This window comes from Thioalkalivibrio sp. ALgr3 (assembly GCF_000377325.1).
Lineage (GTDB): Bacteria > Pseudomonadota > Gammaproteobacteria > Ectothiorhodospirales > Ectothiorhodospiraceae > Thioalkalivibrio.
Window position 1 is genome coordinate 95,384 of sequence record NZ_KB897978.1, and the last position, 19,493, is coordinate 114,876.

Sequence of the window (19,493 nt, forward strand, 5' to 3'; positions counted from 1 at the left end):
CGTTGGTGCCCCGTCCGTCCGTTCCGCCCGTCGCTGCGAGGTTCGCGTGAGTCTGAAACGTCCCGCCATGATCCTGATCGACCTGGACGGCACGCTGATCGACAGCGTGCCCGATCTGGCCTGGAGCGTGGACGCGATGATGCGCGAGCTCGGTCTGCCCGAGCGCGGCGAGGCCGCGGTGCGCAACTGGGTGGGCAACGGCGTCGAACGGCTGGTGCAGCGTGCGCTGGTCAACGATCTCGACGGCGAGCCCGACCCGGAGCTGTACCAGCGGGCCCTGCCGGTTTTCATGCGGATCTACCAGGAGAACACCGCCGGGCGCAGCCCGCTGTATCCCGGCGTGCGCGAGGGCCTGGACCGTCTGCGGGCCGAGGGCTACCGCCTGGGCTGTGTGACCAACAAGGCGGGCTGCTTCACCCGCCCGTTGCTGGCGGAGAAGGGCATCCTCGACGACTTTGAGATCGTGGTCGCCGGCGACGACCTGGAGAAGAAAAAACCGGACCCGGAGCCCCTGTGGCATGCCGCACGCGAGCTGGGCGTGAAGCCGGAGGATTCGCTGATGGTCGGGGATTCGAAGAGCGACGTGAAGGCGGCGCGCGCGGCGGGATTCCAGATCGTCTGCATGACCTACGGCTACAATCACGGGGACGACATCCGCGACCAGAATCCGGACGCGGTGCTGGACCGTCTGGACGAGCTCCCTGCGCGACTGCCGGCACGGGCGGCATGAGGCCGGTCATGGACGCCTGCTTCCCCGCGACCGGACGATGGCGCGACGGCCTCTGAACCGCCGTCCTTCATCCGACCCGTTGCCAGGAAATGTCCGCCATGACCCCCGAACAGTTCGACGAACTCGCCCGCGAGGGGCATAACCGCATCCCGCTGGTGCGCGAGGTGCTCGCCGACCTCGAGACCCCGCTGTCGATCTTCCTCAAGCTGGCCAACCGGCCGTATTCGTATCTGTTCGAATCGGTGCAGGGCGGCGAGCGCTGGGGGCGCTATTCGTTCGTGGGGCTGCCGGCCCGCACCCTGGTGAGGGTGCACGGCCACGAGATCACGGTGGAGACCGACGGCGAGGTGGTCGAACGCGAGACCGTGGCCGACCCGCTGGCCTGGATCGAGGCCTATCAGGCGCGTTTCCGGGTGGCCGATCTGCCGGGCCTGCCGCGCTTCACCGGCGGACTGGTCGGCTACTTCGGGTTCGAGACCGTGCGTCTCATCGAGCCGCGCCTGGACGGCCCGGACAAGCCTGACGAACTGGGCCTGCCGGACATCCTGCTGCTGGTCTCCGAGGAAGTCGTGGTCTACGACAACCTGTCCAGTCGCGCGTACCTGGTGGTGCATGCCGATGCGTCCCGGCCGGACGGGCAGGCGGTGGCGTCCGAGCGCCTGGACGAACTCGAGACCCGTCTGGGCGAGCCGCTGGTTCCGCCGGACGATCCGCCGCATCCGCACGCGGTGCCGGAATACGTTCCCGGCTGGTCGGCCGAGGGCTTCCAGGCGGCGGTGGAGAAGGCGCAGCAGTACATCCTTGACGGCGACGTGATGCAGGTGGTGCTGGCACAGCGCATGAGCGTGCCGTTTTCCGCGCCGCCGCTGGATCTCTACCGCGCCCTGCGCGAACTGAACCCTTCGCCCTACATGTATTACCTGGACCTGGGCGATCACCACGTGGTCGGCGCGTCGCCGGAGATCCTGGTGCGCCTGGAGGACGAACGCGTGACCGTGCGCCCGATCGCCGGGACCCGGCCGCGCGGGCGCGATCCGGACGAGGACCGCGCGCTGGAGGCCGAACTGCTGGCCGATCCCAAGGAGCGTGCCGAACATCTGATGCTGATCGACCTGGGGCGCAATGATGCCGGCCGGGTCAGCCGCACCGGCTCGGTGCGGGTCACCGACACCATGGTGGTGGAACGCTATTCGCACGTGATGCACATCGTCTCCAACGTGGAAGGCGAGCTGGCGCCGGGGCTGTCGGCGATGGACGTGCTGCGCGCGACCTTCCCCGCCGGCACGGTCAGCGGCGCGCCCAAGATCCGAGCGCTGGAGATCATCGACGAGCTGGAGCCGGTCAAGCGCGGGCCGTACTCCGGGGCGGTGGGGTATCTCTCCTGGTCCGGCAACATGGACACCGCGATCGCCATCCGCACGGCGGTGCTGCACGAAGGCGAGCTGCACATCCAGGCCGGGGCCGGCGTGGTGCACGACTCGGTGCCCGAGAACGAGTGGCAGGAGACCCTGAACAAGGGCCGCGCCGTGGTGCGCGCGGCGGAGACTGCGCTCGGCGGGCTGGGGCCGCGCCGCCACCGCCGCTGATTTCGCCGCCGGCGCGGGTGGGCCCCCTTTTGCCCGGGTTTCCGGGCTTCGTTCCTCGCGCCGCGCTACGCTTGTCCGCAACTCGCCGTCCAGGCCATCCGGGAGCCCGACATGATCCTGATGCTCGACAACTATGACTCCTTCACCTACAACCTCGTGCAGTATCTGGGCGAGCTGGGGGCGGAGGTGGCCGTGCATCGCAATGACCGCATCACCCCGGAGGACATCGCCACGCTGGACCCCGCCGGGATCGTCATCTCCCCGGGTCCCTGCACCCCCAACGAGGCCGGGGTATCGCTGGCGGTGATCGAGCGCTTCGCCGGCGAGATCCCGATCCTCGGGGTCTGCCTCGGGCACCAGGCCATCGGACAGGCCTTCGGCGGATCCGTGGTGCGCGCGCGCGAGATCATGCACGGCAAGACCTCGCCGGTGCATCACACCGGTCAGGGCGTGTTCACCGGGCTGGAGAATCCGCTGGAGGCCACCCGCTATCATTCGCTGGTGGTGGATGCCGGCTCGGTGCCCGACTGCCTGGAAGTCACCGCGTGGACGGAACACGCCGACGGCAGGCGTGACGAGATCATGGGATTGCGCCACCGTGAACTGGATGTGGAAGGCGTGCAGTTCCACCCGGAATCCATCCTTACCCGTCAGGGCCACGAGCTGCTGGACAACTTCCTGCGCCGCCTGCCGCAGCCGGCGTGACGCCGGGGAAACGCGAGCCCATGTGCGCGTTCGCGCTCCAGACGCCTTTGCGTGACCACCCGGCGCGACGACTGCCGTGTCGTCATTGAGCGACCGCCGTACCCGGCTGCGCTACGCGCTGCTGGTGGCGCCGCTGGTGATGCTGGCGCCATTCTCGCTGGATACCTATCTGCCGTCGTTCCCGGCGATGGCCGAGGCCCTCGCGGTGGACTCGGCGGCGATGCAGGCCACGCTGTCCGCCTACCTGGTGGCGTTTGCCCTGTCCACGCTGGTCACCGGTCCGCTGTCGGACGCCTTCGGGCGGCGCCCGGTGGTGCTGTGGGCGCTGTTCGCCTATCTGCTGATCTCCGCTCTGCTGGTGGTGTCCACCGCCTACTGGCAGGTCGTCACCCTGCGCATCCTGCAGGGGCTGGCGGCGGCCACCGGGGTGGTGGTCGGGCGGGCGCTGGTGCGCGACCGTTTCGACCCGACCGATGCGCGCCGGGTCTTTGCTCTGGTCACCATGGTGTTCTCCATCGGGCCGGCTGCCGCACCCATCATCGGGGGCTGGCTGCAGGCCGCCTTTGGCTGGCGCTCGGTGTTCGCCTTTCTCGCGCTGTACGGCGGCGTGCTGCTGCTGGCGGCGCGGGCGTTCCTGCCGGAGACGCTGCCGCCGGTCGGGCGGGTGCGCAGCCGGCCGCCGGCGATCGTGCAGGGCTATCTGCGCACCCTGCGCAACCCGCGATTCCTGCGGCCGGTGGGGGTGCACGCGGCGATGTTCGGGGCGATGTTCATCTTCATCGCGGCCTCGCCCACGCTGATCTACGAGCATCTGGGCGGGGACGAACGCGATTTCTGGTGGCTGTTCCTGCCGCTGGTGGCCGGGCTGCTGCTGGGGGCGTTCGTGGCCGGGCGCACGGCAGCGCGCCTGACGCCGCAGGCGGCCGTGAGCATCGGGCTGGGTCTGAGCGGAACGGCCCTGGTGCTGATCGGGGGCGGTGCCTGGCTGGACGGACCGGTGGTGTCGATCACCGGGCCGTTCGCGCTGTACAGTTTCGCCCTGGCCACGGCCATGCCGTCGCTGACCCTGCTGGCGCTGGACTGCTACCCCGGGGCACGCGGCATGGCCTCGGCCATGCAGGCCTTCGTGCAGCTGGGCATCAGTGCATTGCTGACGCTGTTCCTGGTCGACCATCTGGATGATGATCCGCGCCACCTGGTGGCGGGGGCCCTGGTGGTGTGGTCGGTCGGGGCGCTGATCTGGTGGCTGGGCGGCGGTCCGCGCGACGTGCCGCGCGACGTGCCGCGCGCCCCTGCGGCCGGTCGGCCTGCGTAACGGCGCGTGTTTCCCTACACTGATGCCCCGTTGACCCCCGACCGACTCCGGGCCACCGCTGCCCGCCATCCGGGAGAACCAGAGTGACACTGCCACAAGCCATTGCCCGACTGATTGAACGCCAGGACCTGGACGCCGACGAGATGACCGCCGTGATGCGCGCGGTGATGGGCGGCGAGGCGACCGATGCCCAGATCGGCGGCCTGCTGGTCGCCCTGCGGATGAAGGGCGAGACCATCGACGAGATCCGCGCCGCCGCCGGGGTGATGCGGGAACTGGCCACGCGGGTGGACGTCCCGCGCGCCGGCCTGGTGGATACCTGCGGGACCGGGGGCGATGCCTCCGGGACCTTCAACATCTCCACCGCCTCGGCACTGGTGGCCGCGGCCGCCGGGGTGCGGGTGGCCAAGCACGGCAACCGGTCGGTGTCCTCGCGTTCGGGCTCCGCCGATGTGCTGGAAACCCTGGGCGTAAACCTGGAGCTGGGCCCCGACGCGGTGGCCACCTGCATCCGGGAGGTCGGAGTCGGCTTCCTGTTCGCCCCGGCCCATCACGGGGCGATGCGCCATGCGATCGGGCCACGCCGGGAGCTCGGCGTGCGCACGCTGTTCAACGTGCTGGGGCCGCTGACCAATCCGGCCGGTGCGCCCAACCAGGTGCTGGGGGTGTTCTCCGCGGACTGGCTGCGACCGCTGGCGGAGGCCCTGAAGGGTCTGGGTTCCGAACACGTGATGGTGGTGAACGCCGAGGACGGGCTGGACGAGATCAGCATCGGCGCGCCGACCCGGGTGGCGGAACTGCGCGACGGCGAGATTACGGAATATACCCTGCGGCCGGAGGATGTCGGCCTCACCACCGCCGCCCTGGACACCGTGCGGGTCGCCGACGTGGCGGCCTCGGCGGCGATGCTGCGCGACGTGCTGGCGGGTACGCCGGGACCCGCGCGCGACATCGTCCTGCTCAACGCTGGCGCGGCGATCTTCGTGGGCGGCGGCGCGCCCAGCCTGGAGGCGGGCGTACGCCGGGCCGCCGAGGTGATCGACAGTGGCGCCGCCCGCGAACGACTGGAACAGCTGCAGGCCGTCTCCACGCGGCTGGCACAAAAGGAGAGTTGAAACATGAGTGACGACACCCCCGATATCCTCGAGCGGATCCTCGAACGCAAGCGCGAGGAGCTGATCGAGCGCTCCGACGTGCAGCCCCTGCGCGAACTGCGTGGCTGGCTGACGTCGGCGGAGGAGCCGCGCGGTTTCCGCGCCGCGCTGCAGGCGGACATCGACGCCGGGCGCGCCGCGGTGATCGCCGAGATCAAGAAGGCCAGCCCCAGCAAGGGGCAGATCAGTCCGAACTTCAACCCGGACGCGTTCGCGCGTTCGTATGCCGAGCACGGGGCCACCTGCCTGTCGGTGCTGACGGACGTGAGCTTCTTCAAGGGCCGCGACGGTGACCTGCGTGCGGCGCACGTGGCCTGTGACCTGCCGATCCTGCGCAAGGACTTCGTGATCGACCTGTATCAGGTCTACGAGGCGCGGGTGCTGGGGGCCGATGCGGTGCTGCTGATTGCGGCGGTGCTGGATGACACCAACCTGGGCGAACTGATCTTCCTCACCCGCGAGCTGGGCATGGATCCGCTGGTGGAGGTGCACGACGCCGAGGAACTGGAGCGCGCGGTACGCCTGGGTGCGGACCTGATCGGCATCAACAACCGCGACCTGCGCAGTTTCGAGACGCGTCTGGAGACCACCCTGGAGCTGCTCGACCGGGTGCCGGAAGACGTGCTGCTGGTGACCGAGAGCGGCATCCACAGCGTCGAGGACGTGCAGCGGATGCGCGACGCGGGGGTGAATGCGTTCCTCGTGGGCGAGGCCTTCATGCGCGAGGAGGATCCGGGCGCAGCCCTCGGGCGGCTGTTCCGCGGCGAGGGCTGAGCCGGGGCCGGGGGATCAGCGCGTGCCGTAGACCACGATGGTCTTGCCGTGCGCGCTGATCAGGCCGCGTTCTTCCAGTTCCTTGAGCACGCGGCCGGCCATCTCGCGCGAGCAGCCGACGATGCGCGCCAGTTCCTGGCGGGTGATGCGCAGCTGCATGCCGTCGGGATGGGTCATCGCGTCGGGTTGCTGAGCGAGGTCGAGCAGGGTGTGCGCGATGCGGCCGGTGACGTCGACAAAGGCGAGGTCCATGACCTTGCGCGAGGTCTGCCGCAGGCGGGCGGCGATCTGCCGGGTCAGCAGCATCAGGATCTCGGGGTCGCGCATCGCCAGTTCGCGAAAGCGCGTGTAGGGGATCTCCGCGGTGTCGGTGTCCTCGCGGGTGACGACCGTGGCGCTGCGCGGGTCGTCCTCGAACAGCCCGAGCTCGCCGAAGAATTCGCCTCGGTTGAGATAGGCCAGCACCAGTTCGTGGCCGTTGTTCTCGCCCAGGACAGAGACCGAGCCGCCGAGTACGTAGTACAGCGTGTCCGGTACCGTGCCCGCCTGGATCACGGTGGTGCGGCGCGGATAGTGGCGGCGCTGGCAGTGTTCCAGCAGGCGCTCCATCGCCGGAGAATGGTTGGGCGTGGCCGTTTGGACTGCGGAAGGCTTGCTCATGATTACCGGTTCGATCGGGAGAACACGTTAAAGTGTAGTGCACGAGAGTGTAATGCACCCGGCGGGGGGTTCGGTGACGATTCTGCTTCGACGGGTTCACAAAAACATCGGGCAGGGTGGATAAATGCAGGTACGCGTGAAATGGCTGGACGGTGTGGCTTTCGTCGGCGAGACGGACAGCGGCCACGCGGTGGTGATGGACGGGGCGCCGGACGCCGGCGGGCGCAACCTGGGGGCACGGCCGATGGAGATGCTGCTGCTGGGACTGGGCGGCTGCACCAGTTTCGACGTGGTGGCGATGCTGAAGAAGTCGCGGCAGGATGTGCTGGACTGTCAGGTGGACATCGACGGCACCCGCGCCGACGAGGTGCCGAAGGTCTTCACCGACATCCATGTGCATTTCCGGGTGTACGGGAACGATCTGTCGCAAAAGCACGTCGCACGGGCGGTACAGCTCTCCGCCGAGAAATACTGTTCGGCGTCGATGATGCTGGGGGCGTCGGCCCGCGTGACCCATGATTTCGAGATCGTGGAAGGGCCCGCCCCGCGCTGAGCCGCTGGCGGGTGCAAGCCGTTGACTCGCCGCGTGATGTCTCTACAATTCGCCGCTCCTTACGGCCCGGGCAAGAGGGTACGCCATGTCGCGTCACAAGAAGCAGATCAAGCTCCACGGCTTCAACAACCTGACCAAGAGCCTGAGCTTCAATATCTATGACATCTGCTATGCGTCGGGCGATCGTCATCGCGACGAGTACATCGCCTACATCGACGAGGCCTACAACGCCCAGCGTCTGACGCAGATCCTGACGGACGTGGCGCACCTGATCGGTGCCAACATCCTCGACATCTCGCGCCAGGACTACGATCCGCAGGGCGCGTCGGTGACCATGCTGATCTCCGAGGAGCCGGTGGCGACCGAGCAGATCGGCTACACCGAGGGCCCGGGCCCGCTGCCGGAGACCGTGGTCGGTCACCTCGACAAGAGCCACATCACCGTGCACACCTATCCGGAGGCGCATCCGGAGGGCGGGATTGCGACCTTCCGCGCGGATATCGACGTGTCCACCTGCGGGCGCATTTCACCGCTGCGTGCGCTAAACTACCTGATCCACAGCTTCGAATCGGACATCGTGATCATGGACTACCGGGTGCGGGGGTTCACCCGGGACGTGCGTGGCAAGAAGCATTTCATCGATCACAAGATCAACTCCATCCAGGACTTCCTGTCGCGCGACACCAAGGACAAGTACCAGATGGTGGACGTGAACGTGTACCAGGAGTACCTGTTCCACACCAAGATGGTGCTGAAGGATTTCGACCTCGACAACTACCTGTTCGGGCTGGGCAAGGACGACTACTCGGCGAAGGAAGCCAAGCGCATCGCCAAACTGCTCAAGCACGAGATGATGGAGATCTTCTACGGCAAGAACATGAGCCGCGGGAGCTGACGCGCCGCGGGGATGCCCGGCCCGGGGAAACCGGGCTCAGATCCGGTAGGCGGTGTGCGTCATGATCTTCGAGGTCAGCGGCATCAGCACGCTGCGCACCGGCCACGGCAGGGTCCGGCCCCCCATCGCCATGGCCTTTGCCCCGTGTTCCACCTCTTCCTGCTTCATCTGCTCGAGGATGCGCGCCGACACAGTGTCGGACGGCGGCAGGCGATCCAGGTGGCGGTCCAGGTGCTGCTCCACCTGGCGCTCGGTCTCGTCGACAAAGCCCAGGCTGTAACGGTCCCCGGCCAGCCCGGCCAGCGCACCCACGCCCAGCGAGCTGACGTACCAGAAGGGCGTCAGCAGGCTGGTGTGCATGCCCATCTCGTGGACCCGCCGTGCGCACCAGTGCAGGTGGTCGCCTTCCTCGCGTGCCGCCTGGTCCAGCTGCGCGCGGATCGCCGGGGTGCGGGCGGTGAGCATCTGCCCCTGATACAGCCCCTGGGCGGCCACCTCGCCGGCATGGTTGACCCGCATCAGCCGCCCGGTCTCCTGACGGTCATGGTCGTCCAGCATCGGACCGGGTTCGTCGCCGCCGGGCGACGGGCGACCGGTGGAGCGGGCATGCCCGGAGACGACCTTGACGAGGGCGTCGGCCTGGGTGATCAGATGATCCAGCGGGGAGAGTCGGCGCATGGCGGGCGCTCGGGTATGGGCCTTGTCTCAGGTTACCGCGAGGCGCCCCGCAAGGAAACGGGCCGGGGAGAGCAGCGGCGGGTCTTCAGGCGATTGCGGCTGCAGGGCGCGCAGATGCACCCGGCAACCCACGTTGCCGGAGACGATGCAGTCAGGAGCCTCGGTGCCCAGGGCCTGCAGGGTCTGCTGCCCCAGGGCATCGGCCTGTTCCGGCCAGGCGAGCATCGCGGTGCCACCCGCGCCACAGCAGTTGGGGAGGGACGGGGTCCCGGTGAGGGTCACGCCGGGCAGGCCGCGCAGCAGCGTCGGCAGGATCTCGCCTTCGCGGGTGACGTTGCGCTGGGTGCAGGGGCGGTGCAGGGCGACGCGCACCGGGTCTTCGCGCCAGCCGTCACGGGGCGGGCCGTGTTCCGCCAGGTGTCGGGCGACGAAACGCGTGAGGCTGGTCGCGCGGGTCCCGGGGAAGCTGTCAGCGGCCTCGCGCAGGGTCGCCTCGCAGCCGCTGTCGAGGACGATCACCGGCGGGCCATCCTCGGCCGCACCAAAGGCTTCGCGATTGTGCCGCTCGAGTTCCGTGGCCGCCGCGGGTCGTCCGGCGTGTCGGTCCAGGGCGCCGCAGCAGGTCCGGGAGGGGGGGATGCCCACCTTCAGACCCAGCGCATGCAGGACGGTCAGGGCCGCTTCCAGGTCGGGCCCGGTGAAGAAGGCGTCCATGCAGCCGGTGAACAGCAGCACGTCGACCGCGTCGGGCGGGCCGTCGGCGCGCAGCCGGGGAGGCGGGGCGAGGCTGGGGCGCGCATGTTCCAGGGCCCGGCGCACGGTGGCGTCCAGTCCCGGGAGCCCGGCGCGCGGCAGGCGTGCGGCGGCCCGGGCCCCGAGGCCGGCGAGTCGCCGCAGCCGGGGCGATCCCAGCAGGCGGTCGTGCAGCATGCGCGGCATGGGCAGCGGGGCGCTCGCCGGCGTTTCCGATTCCTGAAGGAGGATTTCGCGGGTGCGGTCCATCAGGGCACCGAAGGGGACTCCGGCCGGGCACACGGCCTCGCAGGAGCGGCAGCCGAGACAGCCTTCCAGATGGCTGCGCAGGCGGGGGGACTGCGGATCGAGCTCGCCGCGGGCCAGGCCCTGCATCAGGGTCAGGCGACCTCGCGGGGAGTCGCCTTCCTGCCGGTGCAGCCCGTAGGTGGGGCAGTGGGGCAGGCACAGACCGCAGTGCACGCACTGATCCACCGCCGAAAGCCCCGTGTACTTCGAGGGTTGGTCGGAGCCCCCCAGCGGCTTTGCTAGGGTCCCGGGCCCGTCTGCTGACCCGGAGGGTCCCATGTTGTCGCGTGTACCGCGTTCTGCCGCCGTACTGTTGTCTTCCGTCATGCTTGTCAGCATACCAGTCTCGCAGGCTCAGGCCTGGGATGCGGAGGGATGGGAAACCACGCTGGAGGCCGGGGCCTCGCTGACGACCGGGAATACCGAGTCGGCCACCGCCAGCGGTCGGATCCGCGCCCAGCATACCGCCGAGTTGTGGCGCAACCGGCTGCGGGGCGACGCGCTGTTCACCGAGGAAGACCGCGAGACCACGGGGCAGCGTTATATCGCGGGGTACCAGCTTGACCGGCGTCTGGCGGAACACGATTACGTGTTCGGCGCGCTGCGGTACGAACGCGACCGTTTCAGCAGCTACGACTATCAGGCCTCGCAGACCCTAGGTTACGGCCGGCGTCTGGTGGATCGCGAGCGCCTGCGACTGGATGGCGAGATCGGCGTCGGCGCCCGCCAGGCACGCCTGGCCGAATCCGGGGAGTCCGACACCGACGCGGTCGGCCGGATCGGGGGCAACCTGCGCTGGGACATCAGCGAGAGTGCGCGTCTGACCGACGAGCTGCTGATCATCAGCGGTCGGGACAACACCGAGGTCGAGAACATCCTCGCCCTGACCGCCGACATGACCGACCGCATGGCTTTGCGGACCAGCTTCACCGTCAAGCACAACACCGATGTCGAGCCCGGCAAGAAAAACACCGACACCATCAGTGAGGTCAGCCTGGTCTGGCGTTTTCGCTGAACCGGCCGGACACAGTATGATGAAACCGATTTGATCCGGGAGCATCGCATGGGCTACTACCAGCGGCATATCTTCTTCTGTACCAATTGCCGGGAAGACGGCAACTGCTGCGAGGATCACGGGGCGACCGAGATGCGCTCGTATGCCAAGAACCGGGCCAAGGAGATGGGCATCCACGGCAAAGGGCAGGTACGGGTGAACACCGCCGGCTGCCTGGACCGCTGCAACGAAGGCCCGGTGGCGGTGGTGTATCCCGAAGGCGTCTGGTACACCTACCAGGACGAGCGCGACATCGACGAGATCCTGGAAGAACACCTGGCGAACGGACGGATCGTCGAACGCCTGCAGATCTGACACGGCGGATACCCGGCGGGGCCTTGACTTCACCATCCCGGCCCGGGAGAATTCGCAACCCGCGTGGCTACGTAGCTCAGCTGGTTAGAGCACATCACTCATAATGATGGGGTCCCCTGTTCGAATCAGGGCGTAGCCACCAACCAGATTCAAGGGGCTGCTTCGGCAGCCCTTTTTCGTTTGGGCACCCACCGTGCCCAGTTGTGCCCACGCCGTACTCATTTGGTGCCCGGGCATGTTTGGCTGACATTTCCCATCGCTCCGAACCGCTGCCAGGCCATTGCGCGCGGTCGCTCCCGGGCAACCCCTTCGAACTCCCTCTCTGGCCAGGAGCGGCTCCGCGCCCTGGCGCCGCGATTGTTTCAGTCCATGTCCGGGTGGGTTTTGCAGCCATATTAATCAGAACCTTAATCGGTTAAGATCTTCTCAAAAATCCTTTCATTTAGGCGGATTCCGATGAGGAGCAAGCGGGAAGCAGCGCACCAGCAGCTCGGCCTGACGCTTGCCAGGTTCGCGCCGGCGCGTGCGGGCGATCTTGCCCGCGAACTGGGGTTGTCGGTCCCCACCCTGCACCGCCTGCTGCAGGAGACGGCCGAGCCCGTGCTTGCGGCCGGGCGGGCCCGGCGCACTCGCTACGCCCTGCGCCGAGCGCTGCGAGGTGATTTCGCGCCCCTCGCCATCCGTACGATTGATGAATCCGGCCGGCCGCACGAACTCACGGAGCTCTCGCCCGTTCAGCCGCAGGGCTGCCATGCCGATTTCGGTGGCTCGGACTGGCCTCTGGAGGAGAGCGACCATACCCGCGATGGTTGGTGGGACGGGTTGCCATACCCTTTGTATGACATGCGCCCTCAGGGCTATCTCGGGCGCCAGCTGGCGCATCGCTTCCAGGATGCCCTGGGGGTCTCGTCCAGCCCGGATACCTGGAGTGACGACGATATCCTGTGGGTTCTGAGTCGTGTGGGGTCGGACCTCCCGGGTAATCTGATCGTCGGGGACGCCGCGTTCCATGAGTGGCAAAAGGCTCGCCTGGATCCGCCCGCAGTCCTCGGGGCGGACGATATCGAACGGATGTATGTGAAGGCGGCGGAGGAGGCCATCTCGCTGGGCCTCGCGGGCTCCAGCGCCGCGGGTGAGTTCCCGAAATTCACCGCTCTCCGGGAATTGCAGGACAGCTGTAGCCCGCATGTCATCGTGAAATTCTCCGGTGCGGATGATTCCGTGACCGTGCAGCGCTGGTCGGATCTGCTGGTGGCGGAACATCTGGCGCTGGAGGCGATCGCGGCACTCCCCGGCGTGCAGGGCCCGCCCAGCCGAATCCTCCAGCATCAGGGCCGCACGTTCCTGGAAGTCGAACGCTTCGATCGCCATGGCCTGTTCGGCCGCAGCCCGGTGGTGACGCTGGAGACCGTGAACGCGGCCTTGCTCGGCCATGCGCCATCGGCATGGGACACCCTTGCCCCGGGGCTCGCCGACAAGCGTCTGCTGACGCCGGAGGCGGTTGCAGCCATCCGTCACATCACCTGGTTCGGTCGACTGATCGCCAATAGCGACATGCATCCGGGCAACCTCGCCTTTCGCCCGGCTCAGGGACGCCTCGTCCTGTGCCCGGTGTACGACATGCTGCCGATGGCGTACGCGCCGCTCCCGGGTGGCGAGCTTCCCCGAATGACGTTTGATCCCGCCATGCCATTGCCCCGCGAACATGGCGTCTGGGGGGCCGCCTGTCGCGCTGCTATCGGGTACTGGCAAACCGTGGCGGAGGATACCCGCATCAGCTCCACGTTTCGCAGGATCGCGTCCGAAAACGCCACTGAGCTGCAAAGACGCCTGGCCCTCGTCGCGCCCTGATTGCCCGTCCGGTTGCCCGTCAGGCTGTACGGGGCGGATGCCGGGACAAGTATTCACGCTCTGGCCGGGTCGTACCTTCGGTCTCCGTTGGCGCGTATTGCCGCGATTCCGGGGGATGGCTACACTTGGCGCGCTGTTTCCACTACCCGCGCAGGCCCGAACCATGAAACGTTACGGTATTCGCATTCGCATGCCCGAGGACGCGACCTTCCGCATGCCGCATCTGCTGGGTCCCGACTGGGAGGCCTGTCGCTGGTACGAGACCGAAGAGGCCCGCGAAAAGGCCTTTGCCGAGACCACCGCCGATCTGTCGAACTACCGCAAGGGTGACCGCCCCGCTCAGATCGTCGAGCGCATCGAGCGCGACGCCTGATCCCCGTTTCCCGCCTCAGCCGACGTTTCCGGTGAGTGTCCCCATGTCCATGGGTTCCATCAGGTAGCACAGGCAGTCCTGGGTGATGACCCGGCTGTCGAGGGTCAGCATGGACGGCATCGCGTCGCGCCGCAGGCGGATCTCCTCCCCGCGGGTCTCCAGATAGGTCCCGGTGACCTCCGCGCCGTCCTCCGCGGTGACCACCAGCGGGTCGTCCACCTCCGGCTGGCGCCGCACCAGGCAGGACCCGGCCGGCAGCATCTGGAAGTTGAGCCGGTCCAGGTCGGGTTCCAGGCGGACGTCCGCATCCGTTCCGGTGCTCGCCCGCATCCCCGGACGCAACCGCACCCGCGCCACGGTGTGGTAGATGTCGATCGCGTCGCGCTCCGGCGGATGGTCGGGGAAGGCGCTGAGGTGCAGCACCGCATCCACCATCTCGAAGGCGTGCTGTACCCCGGCGGCATCGTCCGGGTGCCCGCATTCCAGGGTGACCGAGGGCGCCAGCTCGGCCAGGGCCATGGAGGCGACGCCGCGCGGGCGGGTGAAATAGACCACCGTACGTCCGAACAGGGCGGCCAGCTGCATGAACGCCGGGTCGAGGCGGTTGATGCAGGCGTAATGCGGGTTGCGTCCGGTGTTGTTGTGCAGGTCGATGGCCGCGAACAGCCCCCGCTCGCGCAGCCGGGCCACCAGTGCGGCGAAGCTCTCCGCCTCGGGTGATCCCGGCTGTTCGGTGCCCGGCCAGATCCGGTTGAAGTCGGGCTGCTGGTCGAGGTGGCGCTGGTCCAGCGCGGCGGCCTGCGGGTTGCCGATTACCAGGGTCAGCGCGCGCGGCAGCTCGCGATGGGTGTAGTGGCGCAGCAGCTGCTGGATGGCATGCAGGCCGACCGGTTCGTTGCCGTGCAGCAGGAGCACCACGGCCACCGCGGGCTCGCGGCGCCCGCCGAGGTGGATCAGGGCCGGTTCCGGCACGACCTCGCTCAGGGTGCGTGGCGTGGCGTCGAGAAAACCGTCGGGCAGCTCGAAATATTCGCGGATCGCGGGTCGGTCTTGCGGCATGATTCGGTATCTCGGGTTACAGGCCCCAGGTATGTACCGGGGCGCCGGTGTTCTGCCAGCCGCGATAGGCGCGCACGAGTCCCGCCCAGTCGCGTCCGTGTCGCGCGACCCAGCGGCGCTGCCAGACGCTTCCGGTCTGGCCGCTGTCCACGCGCGCGGCGATGATGCCCAGCAGCGCGTCGCGCTCGCCGGGGTCGATCTCCAGGTTCTCCAGGCCCTCGGCGGCCCGCGGCAGCAGCTGGTGCCGGATCAGGCGCGGGGCCGGGAGCGGGTCCGCGTGGCCCCAGCGCAGTCGCGCGTGCAGGCCTTCGCGGGCGGCATGATAGAAGTTGTCGCGGGCTTCGGCGAACGGGGTGTGGGCGGTGCCGTCCCCGGGGGCATCGCGCAGCCATTCGATCAACCCCAGCGCGAAGGCGGCGTTGGCCAGCATGTCGATCAGCGACGGGCCGGCGGGCAGGCAGCGAAACTCCACGCGCAGGTGATGCCGGCCCCCGGCGTCGGTGCCGACGATCGGCCGGTTCCAGCGCCAGATGGTGCCGTTGTGCAGCGCGAGATGGGCCAGATCCTCCGGCGGATGCTGCAGGTCGACCGGCAACATCACCGGAAAATGGTCCCGGTTCTCGCGGAAGAGCTCACCCACCGACTGGTGCAGATAACCGCTGCCGAAGGTGACCCGGCGGATCGGCCCCCGGGCCGAGTCGGCGAAGCCGCCGCTTTCCACCGCTTGCTCGAACAGCGGGATGCGGCTCTCTTCCCACAGCTCGTGCCCGAACAGATAGGGCGAGTTGCCGGCCGCCGCGAGTACCGGGGCGCTGGCGACCATGGCCGCGTTCAGGCTGCGATGTGCCTCACCCGGTGCGCAGCCGATATGCACCTGGAACGACGTGGCGAGGGCCTCCAGCATCACGTCGTCGTGGTCGTGCAGCAGGTGTTCGCGGCCGCGGATGTCGACGTGCAGCGGCCGCCGCGCCCGGTTCTCCAGTACCGCCTCGTTCAGCGCGCGAAAGCGCGCCTGGGGTGACATGCGGTGCTGGCCCAGCTCCTCCGGGGGCAGGGTGGCGAGGCTGCCGGCCATCAGGATCCCGCCATTGAAGCGCGCGGCCGCGCGATCCGCCCGTTTCACGGTGTCCCGCAGCTCCTGCAGGATCGCGGTGAAGCAGCCCGGGCCCGCGGTGAACACGCTGGTGTTCAGTTCCACGTTGAAGCGGGCCAGCTCGCGCGACACCAGCGGGCTGTCCATCGCCTCCAGGAAGGCATCGTTCTCCGCCAGCGCCCGGCCCTCGGCGTCGCACAGCCAGGCCTCGATTTCGAAGCCCAGGGTGGTCGGACCCCGCGGAGTATCCCGGTGGCTGTCCAGCCAGGTCAGCAGCAGATCGGTCTCGTGGGCCAGGGCCCGGCGGAACCGTTCACGGTCCTCCGGGGTGAAGTACTCCGAGCCGATCTCCTCGCCCATGGATCAGTCCTCGTCCGTGTCCGCGTCGTCCGGGGCGTCTTCGTAAAGCGACTCGAGGAGGTCGCCCCAGAGCTGCTCGTGGTGTTCGATGAACGCCAGCAGCGCCTTGCGGAAAGCCAGGTAGTCGGCCTCGAAGCGCTCGAAGTCCTCGCCGCCGTTGAGCAGTTTGGCTGCGCGGTCGGTCTGGTTGAGGCTGTCGCGCAGGTTGAGGCTGGCGGCCATCGCCCCTTTTACCCGTTCGCGTTCGTGCGGGATCCAGGCGCGATCGGACAGCAGGGAGCGCAGGTTTTCGCCCAGCTCCAGCAGGCGCTTGCGCAGGCGTGGCACCGCGCCGATGGTGCCGGTCTTGAGGTCGGCCCACACCGCGTCGGTCATCAGTTGCGCCCAGCGCTCGCGCAGGTCCGTTGTGGTGTCCGGGTCAAAGGCGAACGAGGCCTCGAGCTGTTGCGGATCGAAGGGCATTGCGTATCCTTGGCCAGAGAAGTGTGTCGCGTGCGCGCGGCAACCCGGTCCGGAACCGGGAATAGCGTCCCCGGGGACCGCGTCCTACAGGGTACAAGAACAAGCAGGGCCGCACAGACGGCCTGCAGGATGTGAGGAGACAGAACAATGGCGACCTGGTTCGCGCAAAGGCGGCTGCGCCAGCAGGTTTGCGACCTGCGGCCGCAGATGTACCGCATGGCCTATGCCTGGTGTCACGACGCCGCGCTGGCCGACGATCTGGTGCAGGAGGCCATGATGAAGGCCCTCACCCGGCTGAAGTCGTTGCAGGACGAGAATGCCCTGAAGTCCTGGGTGTTCCGCATCATGACCAACTGCTACCGCGACTGGGGACGGCGGCAGAAGGACACGGTGGACGTCGACAACATGGAGCTGGCCTGCGAGGACTGCCCGGAGCAGCAGACCGAGCGCAACCGCCGGGTGGCGGACGTGCACCAGGCGATGGCCCGGCTCAGCAGCGATCACCGGCAGGTGGTGTCGCTGGTCGATCTGGAGGGCTTTGCCTATGCCGAGGTCTCCGAAGTGCTGGACGTCCCGATCGGCACCGTGATGAGCCGCCTCAGCCGCGCCCGGGCACAACTGAAAAAGCAGCTGCTGGAACAGCAGCAGGCCCCGCAGGACACAGCGGCGACGGAATCCGCCGCGGAACCCGCTGAAGAGGGGCCGCAACTCAGGGTAGTAAGGAGCCAGAATGGCTGAAGACCGACTCAAGGCGCAGGACCGTCCGAGCGAAGAGATTCTCAACGCCTTCGTCGATGGCGAATTCTCTCCGGAGGACCGGCTGCAGACCCTGCAGGCGATCGCCTCCAGCGAGCACCTGAGCCGTGAGGTCTGTGACATGCACCAGCTCAAGGAGCTGGTGGCGATGGCGTACGAGGGCGTGGAACCGCCGGCCCGGGATCACCGTGGCGGCGCGGATGACCACGGCGGTGCCGGCGGCCGCTCCGGTGGTGCGGGATTGCTCCGCTCGCCGAGGGGCGGTCCCCGGCGTACCGGCTGGTTCTCATCGGTGGCCGCCGGTGTCGTGGCGCTGGTGCTGGGCTCGGTGGCCGGTTACGAAGTGACCCGGGACGCCGGCTGGTTCGTGGACGGGGCCGGGTCCGGTTCCGCAGCTCATGCGACGGCGTCCGAAGGCCAGGGGGTGCCCGAGCTCGACGACACCGTCAGTGCCCTGTTCACGGAGATGGCGGAAGCCGAATCCGCGGGCGGAGCCGCCGCACCGCAGCCGGTCCATGCAGCCAGCGAGACCGATCAGATCCTTCTGCATGTCAATGACGCCGACCGGGTCGCGATGGAGGAGCTGCTGGACGACATCGAGGCGATGTTCAATGAGGCCGCGCGCGATGGCCGGCAGCTGAATGTCCAGGTCGTGGTGCACAACAAGGCCATCAACATGCTGCGCGCGGACCGGGCCCCGTTCCCGGAGCGGGTGGACAGCATGAGCCGGGAACACCCCGGTCTGCGGTTTACGGCCTGCAACGAGACCCTCGGCCGCCTGGCGCGGGAAGAGGGGCGACAGGACATCGATATCCTGCCGCAGGCCGAGCGCATTGATTCGGGTGTGGCCGAAGCTGCCCGTCGTCAGGCGGAAGGCTGGATCTACATCAAGGTCTGATCCGGGGCGGGAGCGTCGAGTGCCCTCCTCTCGGACGCTTCCGCTGCTCCGGTGGGCCGGTCTGTGCCTGCTGCTCGCGGCCCTGCAGCCGGTCGCGGTCGCGGGGGCGGATGGCGCGGCACCCGACGCCGGCCCCTCCGTCACCCGGATCGTCTACCACCTGGATTCCGGCGACCGGGCGCATTTCTCCAACGTCCTGCGCTATCTGAAGGAGCACCTGGGCGCCCCGGGCCACGGGCCGGCCGACGTCCGCATCGTGCTGCATGGCGAGGGGGTGCGCCTGCTGGAATCGGCCTCCATGGACACCGCCACCGCCATTCGCATCGACACCCTGCGGCTGCAGGGCTTCGAGTTTCTGGTCAGCCGGCGATCCATGGAGGCCCGTGGCCTGGAGCGCGCCGACCTCCACGACGTGATCCGCGACGAGATGGTGACCAGCGGGATCACCGAGCTGTATCGCCTGCAGCGCAAGGGGTTTACCTACATCAAGCCCTGATCCGTGGTCGCGAGATCGCGATCCAGCGCCGCCAGGCGCTGCGGCGTGCCGATGTCCCGCCAGTCGCCGAGGTAGTGTTCGCCGCTCACCCGCCCCTGCGCGATCGCCTCGCGCAGCACCGGCCCCAGCGGGCGGCGGCCCGGCTCCAGCGACGCGAACAGGGCCGGGTGATACCAGCCGATGCCACTGAAGGTCAGGCGTTCCGGGCCGGTGTCGGTGGTGACGCGGCCGTCGGCGCCCAGGGCGAAGTCCCCGTCCGGATGCTGCGGCGGGTTGTCCACCAGCACCAGATGGGCCAGTGGGGCATCGTGTTCTTCGATGGCCCCCGGCAGCCGCGAGGGGGGTACGAGCGGGTGGTCGCACCAGATGTCGCCGTTGATCACCAGGAAGGCTTCGGGGCCCAGCAGGGGCAGGGCCTGGCGGATGCCGCCGGCGGTTTCCAGGGCGCCGGCGGGTTCCGGCGAATAGCGGATCTTCAGCCCGAAGGCCGAGCCGTCGCCCAGCCGCCGGGGGATCTGCTCACCCAGGTGGGCGGTGTTGATGATGACCTCGCCAAACCCCGCGCGGGCCAGGCGTTCCAGGGTCCAGACGATCAGGGGTTTGCCGCCGGCCTCCAGCAGGGGCTTGGGGCGTTCGTCGGTCAGCGGGCGCATGCGTTCGCCGCGCCCGGCGGCGAGGATCATGG

Annotated in this window: 22 protein-coding genes and 1 tRNA gene; 16 read left to right on the top strand and 7 right to left on the bottom strand. The window is 68.5% G+C overall.

Annotated elements, in window-relative coordinates; translation table 11 throughout:
• The first annotated feature begins 46 nt into the window (after positions 1-46).
• From C998_RS0104730 to trpC, 6 genes are all read left to right on the top strand, one after another.
• Positions 47-730 (top strand): phosphoglycolate phosphatase, encoded by a 684-nt coding sequence (locus C998_RS0104730; protein WP_026279475.1) that lies wholly within the window; start codon positions 47-49, stop codon positions 728-730.
• Between the two features lie 98 nt (positions 731-828).
• A complete protein-coding gene (trpE, locus tag C998_RS0104735; RefSeq protein WP_018869712.1) occupies positions 829-2,316 on the top strand; it encodes an anthranilate synthase component I in 1,488 nt (495 codons plus the stop codon).
• Positions 2,317-2,427: 111 nt separating this feature from the next.
• Entirely contained in the window at positions 2,428-3,021 is a 594-nt protein-coding gene (locus C998_RS0104740) for an aminodeoxychorismate/anthranilate synthase component II (protein ID WP_018869713.1), read from the top strand.
• Between the two features lie 85 nt (positions 3,022-3,106).
• A complete protein-coding gene (locus tag C998_RS0104745; RefSeq protein ID WP_018869714.1) occupies positions 3,107-4,336 on the top strand; it encodes a multidrug effflux MFS transporter in 1,230 nt (409 codons plus the stop codon).
• 83 nt (positions 4,337-4,419) lie between these two features.
• Positions 4,420-5,451, top strand: a complete 1,032-nt coding sequence (gene trpD, locus C998_RS0104750) for an anthranilate phosphoribosyltransferase (protein WP_018869715.1) — start codon at positions 4,420-4,422, stop codon at positions 5,449-5,451.
• 3 nt (positions 5,452-5,454) lie between these two features.
• Entirely contained in the window at positions 5,455-6,264 is an 810-nt protein-coding gene (gene trpC, locus C998_RS0104755; RefSeq protein WP_018869716.1) for an indole-3-glycerol phosphate synthase TrpC, read from the top strand.
• 15 nt (positions 6,265-6,279) lie between these two features.
• Here the strand turns inward: trpC and crp are convergent, their stop codons facing one another.
• Entirely contained in the window at positions 6,280-6,924 is a 645-nt protein-coding gene (gene crp / locus C998_RS0104760; protein ID WP_026279476.1) for a cAMP-activated global transcriptional regulator CRP, read from the bottom strand.
• A 124-nt stretch (positions 6,925-7,048) separates the two neighbouring features.
• Between crp and C998_RS0104765 the strand changes: the two genes are divergently transcribed.
• Complete coding sequence (locus C998_RS0104765) at positions 7,049-7,477, top strand: OsmC family protein (RefSeq protein ID WP_018869718.1); 429 nt, start codon at positions 7,049-7,051, stop codon at positions 7,475-7,477.
• A gap of 85 nt (positions 7,478-7,562) precedes the next feature.
• On the top strand, positions 7,563-8,372 hold the full coding sequence (gene speD / locus C998_RS0104770) for an adenosylmethionine decarboxylase (RefSeq protein ID WP_018869719.1): 810 nt from the start codon (positions 7,563-7,565) through the stop codon (positions 8,370-8,372).
• Positions 8,373-8,408: 36 nt separating this feature from the next.
• Here speD and coq7 read toward each other — a convergent pair whose 3' ends face one another.
• A complete protein-coding gene (gene coq7 / locus C998_RS0104775) occupies positions 8,409-9,050 on the bottom strand; it encodes a 2-polyprenyl-3-methyl-6-methoxy-1,4-benzoquinone monooxygenase (protein ID WP_018869720.1) in 642 nt (213 codons plus the stop codon).
• Between the two features lie 27 nt (positions 9,051-9,077).
• Positions 9,078-10,265, bottom strand: a complete 1,188-nt coding sequence (locus tag C998_RS0104780) for a (Fe-S)-binding protein (RefSeq protein WP_081617411.1) — start codon at positions 10,263-10,265, stop codon at positions 9,078-9,080.
• A gap of 103 nt (positions 10,266-10,368) precedes the next feature.
• Between C998_RS0104780 and C998_RS0104785 the strand changes: the two genes are divergently transcribed.
• From C998_RS0104785 to C998_RS0104805, 5 genes are all read left to right on the top strand, one after another.
• Positions 10,369-11,106, top strand: a complete 738-nt coding sequence (locus tag C998_RS0104785) for a YdiY family protein (protein ID WP_018869722.1) — start codon at positions 10,369-10,371, stop codon at positions 11,104-11,106.
• A 48-nt stretch (positions 11,107-11,154) separates the two neighbouring features.
• Positions 11,155-11,460, top strand: coding sequence for a ferredoxin (locus C998_RS0104790; protein WP_018869723.1), 306 nt, complete (start codon positions 11,155-11,157; stop codon positions 11,458-11,460).
• Positions 11,461-11,525: 65 nt separating this feature from the next.
• Positions 11,526-11,602 (top strand) — tRNA-Met (locus C998_RS0104795).
• A 314-nt stretch (positions 11,603-11,916) separates the two neighbouring features.
• Positions 11,917-13,311: a type II toxin-antitoxin system HipA family toxin YjjJ gene (yjjJ, locus tag C998_RS14040; protein ID WP_018869724.1), complete on the top strand. Its 1,395-nt coding sequence runs from the start codon at positions 11,917-11,919 to the stop codon at positions 13,309-13,311.
• 163 nt (positions 13,312-13,474) lie between these two features.
• Entirely contained in the window at positions 13,475-13,684 is a 210-nt protein-coding gene (locus C998_RS0104805) for a hypothetical protein (protein WP_024328285.1), read from the top strand.
• 15 nt (positions 13,685-13,699) lie between these two features.
• Here C998_RS0104805 and C998_RS0104810 read toward each other — a convergent pair whose 3' ends face one another.
• From C998_RS0104810 to C998_RS0104820, 3 genes are read right to left on the bottom strand one after another with little or no spacing between them, the layout of a single operon-like run.
• Positions 13,700-14,743, bottom strand: a complete 1,044-nt coding sequence (locus tag C998_RS0104810) for a M14 family metallopeptidase (protein ID WP_018869726.1) — start codon at positions 14,741-14,743, stop codon at positions 13,700-13,702.
• A 16-nt stretch (positions 14,744-14,759) separates the two neighbouring features.
• On the bottom strand, positions 14,760-16,196 hold the full coding sequence (locus C998_RS0104815) for a hypothetical protein (RefSeq protein WP_018869727.1): 1,437 nt from the start codon (positions 16,194-16,196) through the stop codon (positions 14,760-14,762).
• Between the two features lie 3 nt (positions 16,197-16,199).
• Positions 16,200-16,658, bottom strand: a complete 459-nt coding sequence (locus C998_RS0104820; RefSeq protein WP_018869728.1) for a hypothetical protein — start codon at positions 16,656-16,658, stop codon at positions 16,200-16,202.
• 147 nt (positions 16,659-16,805) lie between these two features.
• Between C998_RS0104820 and C998_RS0104825 the strand changes: the two genes are divergently transcribed.
• The 3 genes from C998_RS0104825 to C998_RS0104835 are packed head-to-tail and all read left to right on the top strand — an operon-like array spanning position 16,806 to position 18,808.
• Entirely contained in the window at positions 16,806-17,396 is a 591-nt protein-coding gene (locus C998_RS0104825; protein WP_018869729.1) for an RNA polymerase sigma factor, read from the top strand.
• Entirely contained in the window at positions 17,389-18,312 is a 924-nt protein-coding gene (locus C998_RS0104830; RefSeq protein WP_018869730.1) for a hypothetical protein, read from the top strand. Before C998_RS0104825 ends, C998_RS0104830 begins: the two co-directional genes overlap by 8 nt.
• 19 nt (positions 18,313-18,331) lie before the next feature.
• A complete protein-coding gene (locus C998_RS0104835) occupies positions 18,332-18,808 on the top strand; it encodes a DsrE family protein (RefSeq protein ID WP_018869731.1) in 477 nt (158 codons plus the stop codon).
• Here C998_RS0104835 and murU read toward each other — a convergent pair.
• Positions 18,793-19,491, bottom strand: a complete 699-nt coding sequence (gene murU / locus C998_RS0104840; RefSeq protein ID WP_019589056.1) for an N-acetylmuramate alpha-1-phosphate uridylyltransferase MurU — start codon at positions 19,489-19,491, stop codon at positions 18,793-18,795. The genes C998_RS0104835 and murU overlap by 16 nt on opposite strands.
• Positions 19,492-19,493 lie beyond the last annotated feature (2 nt).